The sequence below is a fragment of the Flagellimonas flava genome (genome assembly GCF_050617915.1).
GTDB lineage: Bacteria > Bacteroidota > Bacteroidia > Flavobacteriales > Flavobacteriaceae > Flagellimonas > Flagellimonas flava_A.
This window is the reverse complement of the sequence record NZ_JBODQE010000002.1, coordinates 515,997-536,008: the sequence shown is the minus strand read 5'-3', so window position 1 is coordinate 536,008 and position 20,012 is coordinate 515,997. Positions and strand designations below refer to the sequence as shown.

At 42.0% G+C, this 20,012-nt stretch carries 20 protein-coding genes; 12 read left to right on the top strand and 8 right to left on the bottom strand.

Annotation, left to right across the window (positions count from 1 at the left end; genetic code table 11):
* Window positions 1-18: 18 nt before the first annotated feature.
* Genes ACRHOZ_RS08130 through ACRHOZ_RS08120 form a run of 3 tightly spaced genes read right to left on the bottom strand, consistent with a single transcriptional unit; the run spans window position 19 to window position 2,028 of the window.
* Window positions 19-567 carry an RsmD family RNA methyltransferase gene (locus ACRHOZ_RS08130; protein ID WP_431124416.1) on the bottom strand — a complete coding sequence of 183 codons (549 nt, stop codon included), beginning with the start codon at window positions 565-567 and terminating at the stop codon, window positions 19-21.
* Window positions 567-1,400, bottom strand: a complete 834-nt coding sequence (locus ACRHOZ_RS08125; RefSeq protein ID WP_420399190.1) for a DUF3822 family protein — start codon at window positions 1,398-1,400, stop codon at window positions 567-569. Before ACRHOZ_RS08125 ends, ACRHOZ_RS08130 begins: the two co-directional genes overlap by 1 nt.
* On the bottom strand, window positions 1,381-2,028 hold the full coding sequence (locus ACRHOZ_RS08120) for a hypothetical protein (RefSeq protein WP_431124635.1): 648 nt from the start codon (window positions 2,026-2,028) through the stop codon (window positions 1,381-1,383). Before ACRHOZ_RS08120 ends, ACRHOZ_RS08125 begins: the two co-directional genes overlap by 20 nt.
* A gap of 194 nt (window positions 2,029-2,222) precedes the next feature.
* Here ACRHOZ_RS08120 and ACRHOZ_RS08115 point away from each other — a divergent pair, with 194 nt between their 5' ends.
* Genes ACRHOZ_RS08115 through ACRHOZ_RS08090 form a run of 6 tightly spaced genes read left to right on the top strand, consistent with a single transcriptional unit; the run spans window position 2,223 to window position 7,398 of the window.
* Window positions 2,223-3,656 (top strand): ATP-dependent DNA helicase, encoded by a 1,434-nt coding sequence (locus ACRHOZ_RS08115; protein WP_431124412.1) that lies wholly within the window; start codon window positions 2,223-2,225, stop codon window positions 3,654-3,656.
* A 30-nt stretch (window positions 3,657-3,686) separates the two neighbouring features.
* Entirely contained in the window at window positions 3,687-4,253 is a 567-nt protein-coding gene (locus tag ACRHOZ_RS08110) for a DUF4126 domain-containing protein (RefSeq protein ID WP_431124409.1), read from the top strand.
* Between the two features lie 36 nt (window positions 4,254-4,289).
* A complete protein-coding gene (kdsB, locus tag ACRHOZ_RS08105) occupies window positions 4,290-5,003 on the top strand; it encodes a 3-deoxy-manno-octulosonate cytidylyltransferase (RefSeq protein ID WP_431124633.1) in 714 nt (237 codons plus the stop codon).
* Window positions 4,994-5,698 (top strand): HAD family hydrolase, encoded by a 705-nt coding sequence (locus tag ACRHOZ_RS08100; RefSeq protein ID WP_431124406.1) that lies wholly within the window; start codon window positions 4,994-4,996, stop codon window positions 5,696-5,698. Before kdsB ends, ACRHOZ_RS08100 begins: the two co-directional genes overlap by 10 nt.
* The gene (locus ACRHOZ_RS08095) at window positions 5,698-6,822 is read left to right on the top strand and encodes an iron-containing alcohol dehydrogenase family protein (RefSeq protein ID WP_431124403.1); all 1,125 of its coding nucleotides are present in this window, start codon (window positions 5,698-5,700) and stop codon (window positions 6,820-6,822) included. The genes ACRHOZ_RS08100 and ACRHOZ_RS08095 overlap by 1 nt, the downstream gene beginning before the upstream one ends.
* Before the next feature lie 36 nt (window positions 6,823-6,858).
* A complete protein-coding gene (locus ACRHOZ_RS08090; RefSeq protein WP_431124631.1) occupies window positions 6,859-7,398 on the top strand; it encodes a 1-acyl-sn-glycerol-3-phosphate acyltransferase in 540 nt (179 codons plus the stop codon).
* On the opposite strand, the gene ACRHOZ_RS08085 is transcribed toward ACRHOZ_RS08090, so the two are convergent.
* Entirely contained in the window at window positions 7,395-7,889 is a 495-nt protein-coding gene (locus tag ACRHOZ_RS08085; RefSeq protein WP_431124400.1) for a hypothetical protein, read from the bottom strand. The genes ACRHOZ_RS08090 and ACRHOZ_RS08085 overlap by 4 nt on opposite strands.
* A gap of 173 nt (window positions 7,890-8,062) precedes the next feature.
* On the opposite strand from ACRHOZ_RS08085, the gene ACRHOZ_RS08080 reads away from it, so the two are divergent.
* Window positions 8,063-10,318 (top strand): GH92 family glycosyl hydrolase, encoded by a 2,256-nt coding sequence (locus ACRHOZ_RS08080; RefSeq protein ID WP_431124397.1) that lies wholly within the window; start codon window positions 8,063-8,065, stop codon window positions 10,316-10,318.
* Window positions 10,319-10,345: 27 nt separating this feature from the next.
* On the opposite strand, the gene ACRHOZ_RS08075 is transcribed toward ACRHOZ_RS08080, so the two are convergent.
* From ACRHOZ_RS08075 to ACRHOZ_RS08065, 3 genes are all read right to left on the bottom strand, one after another.
* A complete protein-coding gene (locus ACRHOZ_RS08075; RefSeq protein ID WP_431124394.1) occupies window positions 10,346-10,813 on the bottom strand; it encodes a hypothetical protein in 468 nt (155 codons plus the stop codon).
* Window positions 10,814-10,909: 96 nt separating this feature from the next.
* Window positions 10,910-11,620: a YebC/PmpR family DNA-binding transcriptional regulator gene (locus ACRHOZ_RS08070; RefSeq protein WP_431124392.1), complete on the bottom strand. Its 711-nt coding sequence runs from the start codon at window positions 11,618-11,620 to the stop codon at window positions 10,910-10,912.
* Between the two features lie 61 nt (window positions 11,621-11,681).
* On the bottom strand, window positions 11,682-11,969 hold the full coding sequence (locus tag ACRHOZ_RS08065; protein WP_431124389.1) for a 4a-hydroxytetrahydrobiopterin dehydratase: 288 nt from the start codon (window positions 11,967-11,969) through the stop codon (window positions 11,682-11,684).
* A 220-nt stretch (window positions 11,970-12,189) separates the two neighbouring features.
* Between ACRHOZ_RS08065 and ACRHOZ_RS08060 the strand changes: the two genes are divergently transcribed.
* The 4 genes from ACRHOZ_RS08060 (at window position 12,190) to ACRHOZ_RS08045 (ending at window position 18,471) form a co-directional block, all read left to right on the top strand.
* Window positions 12,190-12,786, top strand: a complete 597-nt coding sequence (locus tag ACRHOZ_RS08060) for a hypothetical protein (RefSeq protein ID WP_431124386.1) — start codon at window positions 12,190-12,192, stop codon at window positions 12,784-12,786.
* 19 nt (window positions 12,787-12,805) lie between these two features.
* On the top strand, window positions 12,806-14,386 hold the full coding sequence (locus ACRHOZ_RS08055; protein WP_431124383.1) for a hypothetical protein: 1,581 nt from the start codon (window positions 12,806-12,808) through the stop codon (window positions 14,384-14,386).
* Between the two features lie 68 nt (window positions 14,387-14,454).
* The gene (locus ACRHOZ_RS08050; RefSeq protein WP_431124380.1) at window positions 14,455-15,444 is read left to right on the top strand and encodes a hypothetical protein; all 990 of its coding nucleotides are present in this window, start codon (window positions 14,455-14,457) and stop codon (window positions 15,442-15,444) included.
* A gap of 63 nt (window positions 15,445-15,507) precedes the next feature.
* Window positions 15,508-18,471: a response regulator gene (locus tag ACRHOZ_RS08045; RefSeq protein WP_431124378.1), complete on the top strand. Its 2,964-nt coding sequence runs from the start codon at window positions 15,508-15,510 to the stop codon at window positions 18,469-18,471.
* A gap of 2 nt (window positions 18,472-18,473) precedes the next feature.
* Here ACRHOZ_RS08045 and ACRHOZ_RS08040 read toward each other — a convergent pair whose 3' ends face one another.
* A complete protein-coding gene (locus tag ACRHOZ_RS08040) occupies window positions 18,474-19,466 on the bottom strand; it encodes a GlxA family transcriptional regulator (RefSeq protein ID WP_431124375.1) in 993 nt (330 codons plus the stop codon).
* Between the two features lie 136 nt (window positions 19,467-19,602).
* Here ACRHOZ_RS08040 and ACRHOZ_RS08035 point away from each other — a divergent pair, with 136 nt between their 5' ends.
* On the top strand, window positions 19,603-19,977 hold the full coding sequence (locus ACRHOZ_RS08035) for a putative quinol monooxygenase (RefSeq protein WP_431124372.1): 375 nt from the start codon (window positions 19,603-19,605) through the stop codon (window positions 19,975-19,977).
* The last annotated feature ends 35 nt before the right edge of the window (window positions 19,978-20,012 follow it).

The window sequence follows — 20,012 nt, the reverse complement described above, 5'->3', positions numbered from 1 at the left end:
ATTAACTATGGCATTCGGTTATTCCGACTCTCCAACTTCAAAAAAGCTGAAAACACTTCCCCCGTACTTCCTTTTTTCGGAAAATTGATGATGCTGGGAGAGATTGGTTTGGGCCGCGTGTTCCACAATCAGGAGTCCCTCATCCAGTAATAGGTTACTTTCAAAGACCAGATCTACGATTTTAAGAAATTGGTCTGTATCAAAATTATAAGGAGGGTCGGCAAAGATGATGTTGGCTTGTTCCTTGGTACGCTCCAAAAAACGGAACACATCCGATTTAATGGCAACAATGGGAAAATCCAGTTCCTTTGCTGTTTTGGAAATAAACTGGGCGCAACCAGAAAAGCTGTCAACAGCAATAATTTCCTTGCTTCCTCTGGAACCGAATTCAAAACTGATGTTACCCGTGCCTGCAAACAAATCCACAACCTTGACATCATCCAGGAAATATCGATTGTTCAGAATGTTGAAAAGTCCTTCTTTGGCCATATCCGTCGTTGGTCTGACGGGAAGTTTTTTTGGTGCGGTAAGCCTTTTGCCCTTGTACTTGCCGGAAATAATTCGCATTACAACTTGCTTAAAGAAGTAAAATCAATGGCTTGACTCTCCAATTGATCTAAAGGATAGTTGGAATCCACGGGAACGAAAACTGAAACAGATTGGATATACGAATAGCAAAGTTCAAAAATGGCATCCCCTTCCTCCACAAGGCCAAACAACTTGAGTTGCACTTGCTCCAAATCAATCTGCAGTTGTTCCAAGCTAAAGAGCAAAAAATAAAGGAAATCCTCCTTGGTCTTGTATTCAAAATGGTTGTAAAAGAGCAGCTTTTTATCCGATATGACCACAATTTCCATTTCCTTTTCCGCCACATGAACATAACACACAGGTTGGGATGTAGCCCGTGTCTGGTTCAATAATGTGGAAATTAAGACGGTACCTGTATGTTTAAACTCGAAGGCTCCGAAAAGATCAAATATATGGTTGTTCACATTGGCAAACGGAACATAAACATTGACAAGGTCGTGGTTGGCAATTTCATCATGGGCAATATGATCATTGGCCATTATTTTGGCATTGAACTTTAAATAGTTGGCAAGCTCCTCTTTTTTGAACAAAGCTTTGGGCACAAGACTAAACAGGCCATTTTTATGAATGACCACCACTTCTGAAAAGTTGGTGCCCACCGTGCTATTCTTGTTGAGCACTGCTTTGAGCTCTTTAAGGAGTAAATAGGGGGTGGAAGCCGTTTTGAAACTTACCTTTTCAAATGCCAGAATCTCATTGGAAATGGTATCCAGCACACAAAAAGAAAGTCCATTCAAACCAACTTGAATGGACAATTTCTTAAAAGTGTTTTCGGAATTTTGCTCCGAGATATTATTGGTCTTTTCTGTCATAGATTGGAGGCCAGTTTCCATTGGTACTCACATCGGTAAGCGAACCAACCTTAATTTCTGTTCCATTTACCTCTTCCACACTTTGATGGGCATTTTCTCTAGCCAATAGATCCGTAGGTTGGTCGTATAACACCAAATCCTTCTTTGCTTTGGCTTCGAAAACGGGAGCTTTATATCCTTGCTTGTCAATGATATCAGCTTTCATTTCAAATTTTTCTCCACCCTGGGCATAGGGAATGTCCATCATGGTCTTATAGCGATCATCATTTTTGAAAAGGGAGTCCTTTACCTTGATAAACCCTAAAGTATCTATGATCACAGTATCAACTTGCAAATCAATTTGGTATACCTTATCATAACGCATGAAGGAAGAATCCTTCTGGCTGGTAATGGTATAACTTCCAGTATCTACAAACTGAACCAAGCTATTGAAATTGCTGGCAAATCGTCCGTTTACTGCTTTATAGGCTTCTTGGGAATCCCTGATATCCTTTAGCTTGGCGATAACACGGGAAAACCTTTCTTTTCTTACCTTTTTGAACTCAATGGGGGCATTGATGGATTGATAGATTTTGTAGCCAAGAAAAATGCTCAAAAGGCCAAAGGCAATTACCAAAACAGGCTTGATTTTTTGAGGCAAAAATCTGTCAATTAGGAATACAAGGCCTATGGTCACAAGGCAAATAACAACAACAATAAGAATTAAGTTTAACATGCGAATATTGTCTTTCTTAGTTAATTTAGCGGTTACTGACAAATCTACAATTTTTTTTTAATCACGAAACTTTTTGCTTTAAAAATCCATACCATCCAAACCAGCCTATGACAGACCCTACACCTTCTGGATTTTTAGAGATTCTATACCAGAAATTTCCGCATGAGCCCACCCTTAAACAGAACATTGCATTGGAGAAGCTTTCCAACTTTGTTTTTGCCAAGAAGGAAGAGCGGGTTTTCCTTTTAAAAGGGTTTGCGGGAACGGGTAAAACAACCTTGGTGGGAACAGTGGTCAATAGCTTGTGGAAAATAAGAATGGGTTCCGTTTTATTGGCCCCTACGGGAAGGGCCGCTAAGGTAATGTCCGTGTACTCTGGAACAAAGGCGTTCACCATTCATAAAAAGATATACTTTCCCAAAAAACAATCTGGGGGAGGTATTCAGTTTGTATTGGCTCCCAACAAGCACCGCAATACCCTATTTATAGTGGATGAGGCTTCCATGATTCCAGATACCCCTGCAGATTCCAAATTATTTGAAAATGGGTCTCTCTTAGATGACTTGATGTATTATGTATATTCTGGCCATAACTGCAAATTGTTACTGATTGGTGATACCGCACAGTTGCCCCCGGTTAAACTGGATTTAAGTCCTGCTTTGGAAGAGGATAGGATAGCACTGAATTACAATAAGGAGGTGGAGAGTCTGGAGTTGGATGAAGTAATGCGGCAAACCCATGATTCGGGTATCCTTTATAATGCAACACACTTAAGGGAACAGTTACAGACCCAATTCTATGATGCCTTTCAATTTGAATTGGGCTCCTTTAAGGATGTAGTCCGATTGGTGGACGGTACCGAAATCCAAGAGGCCATTGATTCCTCTTATTCAAATGATGGTAAGGAGGAAACGGCAATCGTGGTGCGATCCAATAAAAGGGCAAACTTGTACAATCAAAATATTAGGGAGCGCATTCTTTTTCTGGACAACGAAATTGCTGTTGGGGATTATATGATGGTAGTCAAGAACAATTATTTCTGGCTTCGGCCCAATTCTGAAGCAGGCTTTATTGCCAACGGAGATATTTTGGAAATCCTGGAGCTCTTTGCTATCAAGGAATTGTATGGGTTTTCGTTTGCAGAGGTCAAGGTTAAAATGGTGGATTACCCTAATCAAAGACCCTTTGAAACTGTTTTACTTTTGGATACGATCAAGGCTGAGACCCCTTCACTTTCTTATGAAGATGGCAATAGGCTGTATCAAGAGGTGATGAAGGATTACGATCATGAAAAATCCAAGTACAAAAAGTTTTTGGGTGTGAAGAACAACAAGTTCTTTAACGCTCTGCAGGTGAAGTTTTCCTATGCAATAACCTGTCATAAGTCACAAGGTGGGCAGTGGAATAATGTCTTTGTGGAACAACCCTATCTACCCAATGGGGTGGACAAAGATTATCTGAGATGGTTGTACACTGCGGTAACCCGGGCCAAGGAAAAACTATTTTTGATAGGATTCAAGGATGATTTTTTTCTTGACTAGGAATATTCTATTTTAGACAAAGCCATGGGCATGACACCAGATACCATAATAAGCATTTTTTTGGGCATTGGCCTGGCCGCCTCAGTTGGATTTAGGGTTTTTCTGCCCCTATTCGCGCTGAGTTTGGCTGCGTATCTTGGAGTTTGGGATCTCAATGATAATTGGGAATGGATTGGCAGTTTGGCCGCCTTGATTACCTTGGGTGTGGCCACCTTGGTTGAAATATTCGCTTATTTCATCCCATGGGTAGACAATGCCCTGGACAGTTTGGCCGTTCCCTTGGCAGCTATTGCCGGAACTGCAGTGGTGGTATCCACAGTGGCCAACCTTGATCCCGTGGTAACCTGGTCTCTTGCCATTATAGCAGGAGGTGGTACGGCAACCGCCATAAAAGGGGCCAATGCAGCAGGAAGACTAACCTCAACAGCAACTACCGGCGGTGTGGCGAACCCTGTGGTATCCACCGTAGAGACAGGTACGGCCGTGGTCGTATCCACAGCCTCTATTTTGGTGCCACCCATTGCCGCTATTCTAGTAATCATTATTTTGGTCGTCATTTTTAGAATTTATCGCAAATTGCGGCCAAAAAGTAGTTAGATAAACCTTTAAGCAAGTTAGGTGAAGATTATTTCCATGATACCGGCCAGGTACCAGGCCTCTAGATTTCCGGCTAAACTAATGCAGGATTTAAAAGGCAAACCGGTTATTGTTCGTACCTATGAGGCAGCGGTCCAAACAGGTTTGTTTGATGAAGTGTTTGTGGTCACGGACAATGATGTTATTTATGACGTAATCACTTCCATAGGAGGAAAGGCGCTTCGCAGTAAGCACCAGCATGAAAGTGGAAGTGATAGAATTGCAGAGGCCGTGGAAAGCATGGATGTGGACATCGTAATCAATGTGCAAGGTGATGAGCCCTTTATAGACAAGGAAAGTCTAACAAAGGTAATTGAGGTGTTCAAAAGCGATGATACCGAAGAGATTGACTTGGCTTCTTTGATGACCCCGATTACAGATTGGGACGAAATTGCAAATCCGAACACGGTAAAAGTCATTGTGGACAAGGAGGATTTTGCCCTGTATTTTTCAAGGTCACCAATACCTTATCCAAGAGATGAAGAGGTAGAAGCCATCTATTACAAACACAAGGGCATATATGCCTTTAGAAAAAGGGCCCTAATGGATTTTCAAAGACTGCCCATGCGCTCTTTGGAGGCCAAGGAAAAAATTGAGGCCATCCGATTTTTGGAATATGGAAAAAAAATAAAAATGGTGGAAACTCACGTGACCGGCATTGAAATTGATACCCCCGAAGACCTAGAACGAGCCAAAAAAGCATGGATATAGATTTTAAAGACATAAAGGTCATTGGTTTTGATGCCGACGACACACTCTGGGTAAACGAAACCTATTTTAGGGAGACCGAGGAACGTTTCGCAGAGTTGTTGGAAGGATATGAAACCAAAAACAAGATTGACCAGGAACTTTTCAAGGTTGAAATGCAAAACCTGGAACTTTATGGATATGGAGTAAAGGGTTTTGTGCTGTCCATGATCGAGACTGCATTGGATTTATCCAACAACCGAATATCCCAGCAAACCTTAACCGAGATTTTGGAATTGGGCAAAAAAATGATTTCCCACCCCGTAGAATTATTGGATGGGGTAGAGGAAGTATTGTCCAAATTGGAGCATAAGTACAGGCTTATTGTGCTTACCAAAGGCGATTTATTGGATCAGGAACGAAAGTTGCAGAAGTCCGGAATTTCTAAATATTTTCATCACGTAGAAGTCTTAAGTGATAAAAAAGAGAACAATTACCGCAATCTATTGGAGCATTTGGAGATAGATGTCTCGGAGTTCCTGATGATTGGCAACTCCCTTAAATCGGATGTCCTACCCATTTTGAATATCGGGGCCAAAGCCATTCATGTACCCTTTCATACCACTTGGGCGCATGAAATGGTTGCTGAAGATGAACAGATAAACAATCATCTGAAATTGAACAATCTCAAGGATGTTCTAAAGTACTTGGAAAATTAATGAAGACGAACTATAACTTGGAAAGCAAGGAGACCATATCAAAAAATACCTCGTACCGGAACTTCCCCATGGTTCCCAGGGTGATTTTTGGAAAAGGAAGTTTTTCCCAATTGGGTGAAATACTACTGCCCCAAAGACGAAATTCTGACGCTCCCTTTATCTTTTTATTGGATGACTTTTTTGAAAACAGGAGTTTGGCCAATGAAATTCCTTTGATGTTCAACGATGAGCTGATCTTTATTTCGGCAGATGAAGAGCCAAAAACTGCACAGGTGGATGCCTTGGTTACAAGGATTCGGGAGAATTTTGATGAACTTCCTTCAGGAATTGTTGGAATAGGAGGGGGAACCCTACTGGATTTGGCCAAAGCGGTATCCATACTTTTGAACAATGATGGCTTGGCACAGGATTATCAAGGGTGGGATTTGGTTCAGCGTCCCGCCATATACCATGTCGGGATTCCAACCATAAGCGGAACAGGAGCAGAAGTTTCGCGCACCACGGTACTATTGGGACCTGAGAAAAAACTGGGCATCAACTCTGACCATACCACCTTTGACCAGGTAATCCTGGATCCAGATTTAACACAAACCGTACCCAAAGAACAGTGGTTCTACACGGGAATGGACTGTTTTATCCATTGCATAGAATCTTTGGAAGGAACCTATTTGAACGCTTTTAGTCAAAGCTATGGCGAAAAGGCGTTGGATTTGTGCAAGGAAGTTTTCTTGGGGGATCATCCAGAGGAGGCCGCAAGGGATATGCTTATGATGGCCTCTTGGCATGGGGGGATGAGCATTGCGTATTCCCAGGTGGGGATAGCACACGCCATGAGTTATGGTCTGTCCTACCTTTTGGGAATCAAGCATGGTATTGGAAACTGTTTGGTGTTTCAACACTTGGAGGAGTTTTATCCAGAGGGAGTGAAGCTCTTTAACCAGATGCTTTCAAAACATAATATTCAAATGCCCAAAGGTATATGTTCAAACCTTTCACAAAGTGATTTTGATACCATGGTAGAGGTGTCATTGGGAATGTGCGCATTGTGGGAAAATGCACTGGGGAAGGATTGGAAAAGCATTATGACCCCTGAGCGACTCCAAGAGCTCTACTCCCGAATCTAGGAAGCATTTCCTTTTGTTTAAAATAGTATTGATATGATGCACCAGCTCGCCAAATTTTTATATTTCAAGGTTTTGCGGTGGAAGCTGGTAGGGGCCTTTCCCGATTTGGATAAATGCGTTATAATTGTAGTTCCCCATACCCATTGGTTGGATTTCTTTTTAGGACTTTTGGTGCGGAAGGTGATCAATAAGGAGATGAACTATATTGGAAAAAAGAGCCTTTTCAAGCCTCCTTTTGGCTGGTTTTTTAGATGGACGGGCGGCGCTCCCATTGATCGGAGCAAGAGCTCCAATACCGTGGACAGTGTAGCGGAAATTTTTAAGGAAAGGAAAACATTCCGCTTTGCATTGGCACCTGAAGGAACCCGAAAAAAAGTAACCGCTCTGAAAACAGGGTTCTATCACATTGCCAAAAAAGCCCAAGTTCCCATCGTTATGGTTGCGTTTGACTTTGGAAATAAACAGGTAAAGATAGCGGAGCCATTTTTACCAACAGAGGACATTCAACAGGATTTCAAAAAAATCCGTGCCTTTTTCAAGGGAGTCCAAGGGCGGATTCCCGAATATAGCTACTAGGTCTTTTTAAGCGGTTTGGCTTTGGGTTTTTCCACTTTTTTCTTGTTTCCCGGAAATACCAAATTGGTGCTTGAATAGCTGCTGCCAAAGGTCAGCGCCGCGGCATATACTTGCTGAATGGCATCAACCACTTGATGTTCTGAAAGTTCCTTCAGCGGATGGGTATATACGGACCAAATAATCTCATCACTAAGGGCGTATTTTACATCCAAAGCGGAATGAAAGTTGGCGACTAAGGCGTTCAATAATTCTTCCTCACCAAGCTTGTCCCGTTCCACAATGGGTGAAATGATTCGCATGCGATTCGCATTTTCATCAAAAACGCAGATCAACATGGCCTCATTAAACAAAAACTGGTATTGATTCCCATTTACCTTGACAGTATCGGCCTCTTTTTCAATTATTTCATAGAGCTTGGTAGGGGTCATTTCTTGTGCAGGTAACACTCCAATACCAAGAATCATGAAAAGTACCAGGATAGAATTTCGCATGGGATGATTTTTCCTTTTGGTCGTGAGAATACAGGTTACTTTACAGGCAACTTAAGAAGGATAAACCATAAGCCCTTCACAAATCTCACCTCTTACAGGCCTTAATTTAAACATTTATGAGCTTATGGTCTTCCCTAAAGATTGACTAACTTCCCATTTTTATAATTTTTAAAATGCAAGAAAGCCGTTTAATTCTGTTCATTTCTGTATTGATATTGTCCTGTTCCCAGGTAAAGGAAACCCAGGTTACAATAAATGAGGACTATGTAGATCAGGTATATCCTTTTTTGGACACGGCCAATTCAAGATGGTTTTTCTTCTCGTCTGCCAGTCGGCCATTCGGGATGGTCAATCTGAGCCCTGATACAGAGACCGAAGGGGCGTGGGGGAGTGGCTACCGATATAACACTACTAATATTAAAGGGTTCTCCCATGTGCATGCCTGGCAGATGTCTGGACCCTCAGTTATGCCATTGATTTCAGCAGGGCCGGATAAGGATTATACCAGTTTTGATTCTGACTTCACCCACGATACGGAAAAGGTTCATCCTGGGTATCATTATGTCGAATTGGAAAAACATAACATAGAGGTGGAGTTGACCAGTACTACGCGAGTCGGATTCCACCGATATACTTTTCCTTCAATTCAAGACAAAGCTGTTTTGTTCAATTTGGAAGGGCAAAATGGACCTTCTAAAATGGTGGATTCGGAATTGGAAATTGTAGGGCAAAGAGCCATTACCGGAAAGGTAGTAAATGTACCAACAAGGAGAAGACCAAAGCCTATAGCCGTTTACTTTTATGCACTTATGGATGCTGACATTGCAGCTGTGGAAAACAAGGAGGGAAAGTTTCTGGTTAAACTGGAAGACAAGGGAAAAAAGGCTAAGATGAAACTGGCCATATCCTACACATCTGTAGCCAATGCAAAAGAAAACATGGAGGCCGAACTACCCCATTGGGATTTTGATGAAATCGTGCAGGATTCCCGCTCCCAATGGAACCAAATGTTGGGGAGGATAAAAGTCGAGGGAAATACTCAAGAACAACGGAAACGTTTTTACACCGATTTATGGCATGCCTTGCAAGGAAGGAGAATTGTTAGCGATGTAAATGGAGCATATCCGGATAACACAAAAGAACACTTTCGGATAGGGCAGATACCACTTAATGAAGAGGGCAATCCCAAGTTCAACCATTACAATTCCGATTCTTTTTGGGGTGCCCAATGGACTATTGCTGTGCTTTGGCAGCTGGTGTATCCCGAAATAGCCGATGAGTTTGTCCAATCGCTATTGCAGTATTATCAAGATGGAGGGATGGTCCCTCGTGGCCCCTCTGGAGGCAATTATACCTATGTGATGACGGGAGCCTCGGCAACACCATTTATGGTGGGGGCCTATCAAAAAGGAATTCGTAGCTATGACCCTGAACTTTTATTTGAGGGACTTAGAAAGAATCATATGCCTGGAGGAATAATGGCTAGATCGGGTTATGAGCATCAGACTGCAAGAGGTGGGGGGTTGGAATATTATATCAACATGGGCTATGTTCCTTATCCCAACCCTGAAGGTGATTTTGGAGGCCACCAGGATGGGGCAAGTATGACCTTGGAATATGCATTTCAAGATTATGCTTTGGCGCAATTGGCCGAATCCTTGGATAAAAACGAAGACCATAAATACTTTATGGAACGATCAATCAACTACAAGAACGTATTTGATTCCCAGACCCATTGGATTAGACCTAAAAATGTAGAAGGAGAATGGAAATCTGATTTTGACCCATACGAATATCAAAATGGTTTTGTAGAAGCCAATGGTTCCCAAGCAACGTGGTTTGTCCCACATGATTTGGAAGGGTTGGCCCGATTGATGGGCGGTAAGCAAGCCGCGGTGACCAGGTTGCAAGATCAATTTAAGGAAGCCGAAAAAATGGGATTTACTTCCGGTACTTCCCATGCAGTGGAGACACATCCTGAATATAAGCGTATTCCTATCAATTATGGTAATCAACCATCCATGCAGACTGCACATGTGTTCCATTGTTTGGACAGGCCTGATTTAACCCAGTTTTGGGTTCGAAATGTAGTTAATAGTGTTTATAGTGGGCTGTGTCCGGAAACTGGGTACAATGGGGATGAAGACCAAGGATTGATGGGATCTCTGGCCGTTCTTGTTAAAATGGGCTTGTTTCAAATGACAGCAGGTGTGGAAGCCGAGTCGGAATATATTGTTACCAAGCCAATTTTTGACCGGCTTACCATCCAACTAGATCAGAACTATTATCCAGGAAAAGAGCTTATTATTAAGGTCGAGGATAGAAAAGTGGACACTATTTCCAAATTGAAGTTTAACAATGTGGAATTTCCTGGTTATGAGATTAGGCATTCTGAATTGGTCAAAGGGGGAACTGTGGTCATTGAATAGTGTTGAACTTTGGATGCTGCAACTTGGCTAAGTCCTTTCAAAATCCAGTTCTGCCCTTGCAGGGTCATCGGTACCATCCCCATCCAAATCAAACTCTGCAGGACCGCTAATGGAAAGCGTATTGGCTGTGCTTTGTATGCTAAAGAATTCATCATCTCCTGGTGAGTCGTCAAATTCAACCACTAACAGGTCTTCATCAAAAGACATTTGCCCAGTGCTAACATCGGGATCCTCCCCCATTTCAGTAATGGTCAATGTAAATCTTCCGTTGGATTGAATGACTAGGGTTACCGTGCCGCCCTGTTCCACCACATCAATTGCCATGGAAGCCCCGCTTCCTGCAATATCAAATACCGCTCGGGTAGCATTCCAACTGCCTGCAATATCGCTGATGGAAATTTCCGATCCGTCAAGGTCAAGTCCTTCGTCTTCTCCACATGCATAAAAACATATGAGAAGCAAGGCGCATCCAAAAAATCTGGTGAATACTTTCATAATTGATATAATTCGTTGATGAGTAATAAGTTACGAACTATATCGATAGTAAGATAAATCTTAAAGTTAAATTTATCGACCCCCTTATCCGGACAATTATTCCTTCATTGTGTGGTACACGTTCTGAACGTCATCGTCTTCCTCAATCTTTTCCAAGAGTTTTTCTACGTCCACCACCTGTTCTTCGGAAAGTTCCTTGGTCACTTGGGGAATTCGTTCAAAACCAGAGGAGATGATTTCTATTTCACGGGATTCCAATTCTTTTTGGATAGCGCCAAAACTTTCAAAGGATGCATAGATATGAATGCCATCTTCATCCACGAATACCTCTTCGGCACCAAAATCAATGAATTCCAGTTCCAGTTCTTCAGGATCAAGACCTTCTCCATTAATGGCGAAGTTACACGTATGGTCAAACATAAATTCAACGGAGCCAGAGGTGCCCAGGCTTCCATTGCACTTATTGAAGTAACTACGAATGTTTGCCACGGTTCGGGTATTGTTGTCCGTTGCAGTCTCAATTAAAATGGCAATACCATGGGGCGCGTAACCTTCAAAGAGAACTTCCTTGAAATCACCTTGACTTTTATCCGACGCTCTTTTAATGGCCCTTTCAATGTTGTCCTTGGGCATATTTACTGCCTTGGCATTTTGAATCACAGCACGCAATCTGGCATTGGAGTCCGGGTCTGGACCACCCTCTTTTACCGCTATAACGATATCCTTGCCAATTCGGGTAAATGCCTTGGACATGGCCGCCCAACGCTTCATCTTCCGTGCCTTCCTAAATTCAAATGCTCTTCCCATAAATCTTGATTTTGGACAGCGACAAATTTAGCAAAAAATGCCTCCTTGTCAAGTTGAAGTTCTACCCTTTGGCCACGATTTGTTCAATAGCGTTGGCCAGGTCAAAATCATTTTGGGTGATGCCGCCCACATCATGGGTATTCAACTTTATGGTAAGTTGATTGTAAACGTTTTCCCAATTGGGGTGATGGTTCTGCTGTTCGGCTACAAAAGCAATATGGGTCATCATTGAAAATGCCTCCTTAAAATCCTTAAAAACAAAAGACTTACAAATACTTCCGTTATCATATGTCCATCCATCCAGGTTCTTTAAGCGGGCTTTTATCTCGGCCGCAGTCAGTTTGTCCATTTTTTTGATTTAATATAGTGAATAAATACAATCCCAGTCCTCTTTCCCATTCACTTTTAGGCTCCCTTGTTACATTTCCAAAAGCATTTGTTACATATGGAGAATCCCCCAAAAGAAGTCGCTTCTAATTTTGAAACAAAGATGACCTCCATGCCATAATGGATGGGAATATCTAAGAAAACTTCCCCCTAAAAACAAGGTTAACATTAAATCTAAAATCATGAAAAAAGTACACTTCATTTTTTTGGCCGTTGTTGCAATGGCATGCACGGTTTTGATTGCTTGTTCTGCGGAGGATGGTGAGACAGGACCTCCGGGACCACAAGGAATCCCCGGAATTGACGGACAGGATGGGCTAGATGGAACAGATGGTCAGGACGGAACTGATGGGCAAGATGGCAACGCCAATGTAATTTTTTCCAATTGGCTTGATGCGGATTGGAATGTACAGGACGACCCCAGGGCAAAGTCAATGAACATATTGATTACAGAGATAGACAATATTGAGCTTAGGAATAGAAGCTTGGTGTTTGTATATCTACAACAATGGGGAACTTCAAGTATTTATCCCATGCCCAATGCTGGTCGTTGGTCAAACACCCTGTACTCCTATACATTTGGAAATAATGGGATAACCTTAAATGGTATAACCGTAACGCTAGTAAGTACCAACGGGGTTGATTTAACAGAATTTCAGTACTCAGGCTCCAGAGGAAACAGGTTTCGATATGTGTTGATTCCAGAAAGCGCCCAATCGGGCAAATTGGACTATTCCAACTATGAGGCAATAAAATCTTTTTACAACCTTCCAGATTAAACCTTTCAAATCAGTAACAATGAAAAAAATAATAGGATTCATTCTTTTTTGCACTTTGGTAAGCCCTATTTGGGGTCAGACCAAAAAAATGACACGCTTTAATCCAGTTCAGCATGGATTTAAATTCAACAACAGTTTTAAGAACATCTTTATTGATGCGATAGATTGGAGAACGGGAGGACTTTGTGGGGGGATGTCCTACGCCTCTTTGGATTATTATCACGCTACAAGCATTTCCACACCTAAAACTGCGCTTCGTCCCACGGAAGGGAGTCCCTTACAGAAATACCTTTATGACCGTCAGGTAACTTCCATAACATCCAATCTGGACAAATGGGGAGAAATCGGAATCAATATAGAGGGAGTCCGAAACAGTGAATTTTTCAATTGGGGGGTGGAAAACAAGAGTGGCAGCCGGATCAATGAACTTCGTCCTTTTATTAACAGGGGGCAACCCGTGCCTTTGGGCCTTCAAAGTGTTGGGGAGAAAGATACCGACCCAGGGAACCATCAAGTGGTGGCTATTGGCTATGATTTTGGAACTGCCCAAGATTTGGCAAATGGGACATACAAACACAAAATGAAGATTTACACCTATGACCCCAACTACCCCAATAGGATTATGACCCTCCGACCCAATTTCAAAGATGAGGTTTTTTATTACCAGGAAGAACCACATATGAGATGGAGAACCTATTTTGTGGACAAGAATTACCGAAAAAAAACACCTTTGAGAACTTCGTTGAGAGATTATCCAAATGATGGGAAAATACACGAACTGGTTTTCGAATTTGGAGTGGGTAAGGACGACCTAAGGGGAGGAAATGACAATTTAAATTTGACTATTTTATATCATAACGCCGCCCCTCAAAGAGTGTACAATGTAAACAGGGGGAACAAATGGATAGATGATTATTCGCAACATATCACGGTGCAATTGCGTACTCCTGTTCTTGTAACTACGATAAAATCGGTACAACTGAATACTATTTCAGGAAATGACAATTTCAATCTGGACTTGCTGCGCATTTATGTAAAGGGTTATAATAAGAATAGGAAAGTCTATGAAAGGCGAGGTGCCCCACTCAAACGCTTTACTGGTCAGGACAAAACCTTTATGGCAATGATCCATAATAACCCACCCCAGGCAAGAACGGCTACCAGTACATCGACCTCAGGCCCTGTAAAGGCTAGGACTGTGCCATCAAGAAAACCAATTGATGGGTTGCGATTCTGGATTAGAACAGGGGATGATGACCTGAGAGGAGGAAACGACAATCTGAATATTGTAGTGCATTATAGAAATGGGGGAACACAGACGATAGGGAATGTGAACAAAAGTACTCGATGGAAAGACCATGCCACTACTTCTGTTGATGTAACCTTGAACAAAAAGATTTATGCCGCTTCAGACATTTCCAAAGTGGTTTTGCAGACTACTTTTAGAGGAGGAGTAGGGGGCGATAACTGGAACATGAATTCACTGAAAATTGAAGCCTTTAAGGGATTTAGTAAAGAGACCTATTACGAACGGGGTTCCAACGATACCCGTTTGCACCGCTTTACAGATAAGAACAGATCTTTTGTGGCCCAACGATGAGATGCCTTGTGAAATATTATGAAGCTAAAATTTGGGCTAAGCATCTTTTGAAAACCTCCTTGGTTTTCATGATTCTTGCTTGCGGCAGTGATGATGGTAGTGAACCGCCTCCGTCTTCGGTCTGTGAAACAGGTTCCAATCCCAACGTGACCTTTACGAATTCATTTACGGATCTTGATGATATAGCACATATCGAGCCTCTTGGAGAATTGCAGGCGTTCCATAACTTTTCGGCGCACACCTACGTTTTTATCAAGCCCGAAGTGACGGAAGTACCGGTTTATGCTCCAGTTGATATGGATTTGGTGAACGTTACTTTTAATGGCACGGACTATCAGCCTACGTTCCGAGCCAGTTGTGAGGTGGTGATACGTTTTGGGCATATTACCAATCCAGTTTCTACAATTCGGGATGCAGTGGTGACCCAAGGTATACCTTTGTTTGATGCCCAGGCTCCAACCTTGGCTAGTTTTTCAGCTGGAGAACGGATAGGAACCACATCTGGCACCGTTCAAGCGAAGAGCTTCGATTTTGGTGTGTATCACTCGGAGCGCTCCCTAACTTTTCTCAACAATGATCGTTTCCATCCTGTTGAGACTTTTCGGCATACCACTTGCCCATATGATTATTTCTCAACCGACTTGCGAAATCAGATGTACGACCTTTTTGGCCCCAAACCCATTGCACAGCCCTTAAGTTGTAGAGGCCCACGTGGGAGGGCGGGCACCATTGCCGGGCCATGGTTTGATACGGAAGAAGTTTTTTCAACACCTTATCATGGGCAAACCGAATTTTCACCACTGCTGGTAGCTACCACATTAAACGGAACGGTCAAGATTGTGCGGGGTACGGAATCCAATGTTTACAGAACCCTTTTGGGAGCTGCTACCCATGCCGATCCTGAAGAAGTGACTACGGAACACTGCTATGAAATGGAATCAGGCGGATATTTCTATTTTCAGTTACAGACGGATGGAACTTTGCGGGTTGTCAGGGAAACTTCAGGTACTTGTCCTCCTGAATTTCCCTCTTCTGGATATATGACCTATTATCGATAAGCTCGAAATTCAACAAACTTCCATTTATATGGTTTTTGTACCTTTTTATGATTCAACCTTAAAATGAAGCATGTAGTTTCCATAACCCTCCTATTTCTCTGTTTTTCCGTATCGTGGGGTCAAACCGAAAAGGAAATTGATTCCTTGAAACAGTTGCTCAAGGGAAATACCAATGTTGAGGAATCAGTAGAAATAAACGAGCAGCTGTTTGTGGCCTATCTCTACACTTCTCCTGATTCCGCGGACCGCTATCGAAAAAACATTAGAACAATTGCTTCCAAGAACAACTACACCGAGGGGAAGTATCTATATCAATCGCTTAGTGGGCGTTATCAATTTGCCAAATCTGACATTGATAGTGCTTTTTACCATATCGAAAAAGCCTCGAAAATAGCTGAAAAACTTCAAAATAAATCCTATTTGGCGGACTGTTATAAGAAGATAGGGGTGATTTATAATATCCGAAGAAACGACTCCTTATCCAAGAAGTATGCGCAGTTGGCCTTGTTCAATGCGAAACAAACTGACGATTGGAGAACGCTTTCCTCCATTTATATTTTGCTGGGAAATCAGCACTTTGAGCTTACGGAATACCCAGAAGCTCTTACGTATTATTTAAAACTGGATTCTATTTATACATCCCGGAATGAAATGGACAAATCATTGGCCGCCGCCTATACCAATATAGGTATGATCTATTCCGAACTTAGAAATTCCGCAGCAGTACCCTATATTGAAAAAAGTATTGAAATCTATGAGAACCTGGGATTGGAAGAGGGTGTTAACTATGGTGAATTGGCCCTAGGCACATATTACGACCTAGTACAGGAGAATGAAAAAGCCATTGAACACTTACTTAATGCCGAGAAGTATTATGAATCTTACGGGGATTTTAGAATCCTGGGAAGTATTTATGGAAGATTGGGTGAAACCTACTTGGAAATCAATGACTTTACAAATGCTGAAAACTATCTTTTAAAGGCCTCCAAAATTCCTGAAAGATCAACGAATCAGGTATCCGTTGTCTTGGATCAAACTAACTTGGGAGACCTTTATTGGCATAAAAAGCAGTATCAAAAAGCCATTGTCCATTTCAAAAAAGCTTTGGAATTCATTGAAGCGGATGGCAATGAGGAGTCCATGCGCATGCAGCTTCTCAACGTCTATCGAGGACTGTATGGTGCTTACAAAGACAGTAAGGATTACAAGAATGCGTTGATGGCACTTGAAAACCAAATGGAATTGGAAGCCGTTGTACAAGAATCCCAAAACGAATTGGAAGTTGAGGAACTCAACAAAAAATATCAGACAGACAAACAACAGCAAGAAATAGAACTGTTGACTTCCCAATCGGAGTTGGCAGAACAAAAATCCAAAAATCAGCGGAATTTGTTTCTGGGGGGCATTTCCATTTTGGGGCTGGCGTTTATCACCTTGTTCTTTCTTTTTAGGAACAAACAAAAAACCAATCAAAGACTTAAGGAACTGGAGGCCGCCAAATCCAGGTTCTTTGCCAATATTTCCCATGAATTCAGAACGCCCTTGACCTTGATTTCTGGCCCCGTTGCCCATCAGTTATCCAAAAAAGGACTGTCTGTTGATGATAAAACGGATTTGGGTTTGATCCAACGAAATGCCGATCGTTTGCTAAAACTTGTGAATCAGATATTGGATCTTTCCAAAATTGAGGGCGGGAGCAGAAAACTTCGGGTTTCCAAAGGAAATATTGAACTTTTACTGACCCATTTGATTGAACCTTTTCAGTATAGGGCCCAACAAGCCGGAATAATCCTCAATAGCCAGATTGATGTTTCTGGCAAGTTGTGGTTTGACAGGGATGTAGTGGAAAAAATTGTTACAAATCTTCTGTCCAATGCCGTTAAGTACAATCAACAGCAAGGTCAAATAGAGTTTAAGGCTGTTCAACTTGGTCAACAATTGAGCATCACTACGGTCAACCAAAACAATGATCTGTCAGAAAAGGAACTGCCGCTGCTGTTTGACCGTTTTTATCAAACCAATACGATGAACCAAGGTTTTGGTATTGGCCTTTCCCTGGTTCAGGAATTGGCAAATCTTGCAAAAGGAACAGTACGCGCATACAAACCCAATGAAGCAACCGTGGCATTTGAGGTAACATTGCCCGTCACAAAAAGTGCCTTTTCCAAAGGAGAGATAGTGGCTGAGCAAGAAATTCTGTCAAGTCTGAAAAGGGAGAATGCTGATATGGGCATCGAGCCTGATACGGACGACGAATACGTTGAAGAAAGCTCCCTACCCGTACTGCTGGTAGTGGATGACAATTCAGAAATTAGGCTTTTTATCAAAACCCTGTTCAAAAAGGAATATAACATATTGGAGGCGGAAAATGGTGAAATAGGGGAGAAAATTGCCTTGGAAACAATTCCTGACCTGATTATTTCCGATGTGATGATGCCGGTAAAGAATGGAATCGAATTAAGCAATACCCTTAAAACCGATGAAAGGACCTCACATATTCCAATCATATTGTTGACTGCAAAATCTGGGGAGGAAAACGAGTTGGAAGGACTTAAAACAGGGGCTGATGCCTATATGGTAAAGCCGTTTAAGGAAGAGAAACTAAGAGTGGTTATAGACAGGTTGATTGCCACTAGAACAGCCATTCAGGAAAAGTTTGGCAACCAACCTTTTTTTAAAGCCAAGAATGTTGAGCTTACCAGTGTGGATACCGAGCTTTTGAACAGAATTCAGATTATATTGGATACGGAGTTGACCAATCCGGAGTTTAACGCCCAAACTTTTGCGGAACAGGTTGGATTGAGTCGCATGCATCTGCATCGCAAGTTAAAGGCACTTACCGGACTTTCCACGACGGAATTTATTAGGAGCCAACGATTGAAGCTTGCGGCTCGGCTGTTGGAAGAAGGACATAGTAGCATTGCAGAGGTGGCCTATGCCACAGGATTTAACCAACCGGCCTATTTTTCAACAGTCTTCAAGCAGGAGTTCGGGCATTCACCCTCGGATTATGCTGAAATGGGGTAGCCCTAGGAATAGACCATTTCTCTATTGTACTTTGCTCGATAAGCTTTGGGAGATAAACCAGAGTATTTTCTAAAAGCGGTTCGGAAGGCTTTTTCATCATTATATCCAATGTCGTACATCACTTCCAATATGGTTGTGGTGGTGGATTCCAGTTTCTTTTTGGCAGCTTCAATCTTCACGCGTTGAATATATTCCAATGGAGTGTTGGATGTGGCTTTTTTAAACCTACGTAGAAAACTTCGGCCATTTAAATTAACCATGTCCGCAATCTTCTGGATGTTCAATTTATGTTGATAATTATCTTCTATAAAAAGCTGGGCCCTTTTTATGGGTTCATCCGTATGGTCTTTCTGACCGTTGAAAATGATAAATTCGTTTTGGCCAATTCGGTCAAAATCGATTTCTGAAAGCTTGGAGCACCAAATCGCAGTTTCCCTCCCAAAAATACGCTCGATCAGATAGAGGGTAAAGTTGAGAATGGAGTATGCCCCACCCGAGGAATAAATGCCGTTATCCTCACAGATGATTTTTTCGGGAATGAGTTTAATGCTGGGATATTTTTGTCGGAATAGGTCATGGGCAGTCCAATGGGTGGCACATGATTTTCCATGCAACAAACCGGTCTCTGCAAGCAAAAAGGCCCCTTTGCACAAACTAGCTATTTCGGAACCGTTGGAAATGCGCTGCATTTTAATCCAATCAATGAAGGCCCTGTTGTTTTCAATTTCCCGCTCCAAATCTCCACTGATTGGTGAAACAATGATTAAATCTGTTTTTGGAACATCGGAAAGGGTAGCTGTAGGTTGAATACTGAACAAATCTTGATAGATGATAGGTTCCATTGATAAACCCATCAAGTCTATTTGAAATGGATTTTCTTGTAGTCCACGCAGCTTTCTAAGATGGGAATTGGCCATTTTAAGCAAATTAAAGGGCGCTATAATGGTATCCACAATGCTGTTTCCTGAAGGAACAATAACACTGATATGTTTCATAATCAAGACTTTGGATGTAAAGGTAAAAAACAAATGTGTCTAAATCAACCCTTTAAAATGTCGAAAAAGACATCCATAAATATGTAATTATAGACATAGGTTTGTAGAAAGCGAGTATTAATCAAAAACAATATCAATGAAAACAGACGAAATAATGGTGGTTTATAAGTGGACCGCCAAAGCTGGAAAAGGAGAAGAATTAAAGAAAATATACGAAGATGTGGAAAAGCAAATGAAGGAAACAGAACCAGGAGCACTTAAAGTGGATTGTTTCTTTGATGGAGCAACAGGTGTACTCCTTGTTCATGACCTTTTCAAAGATGGTGATGCTCTAGGTCAACATTTGGGAACCACAGCAGCTGGACATTTTCCATCATTGTTGCAAATTGCAGAACCTGGGCCTTTTCTTTTCTGCGGAAATGTTCCGGAGCCATTGAAACAAGCTGCCATGGGAATGGGGTTGAACGCTACCTTTGCGAGCAGGGCGTTTGGATATGATAGAGGGAAATAGAATAAACTTTGTTCTTGTGATTCAGGACACTGCCT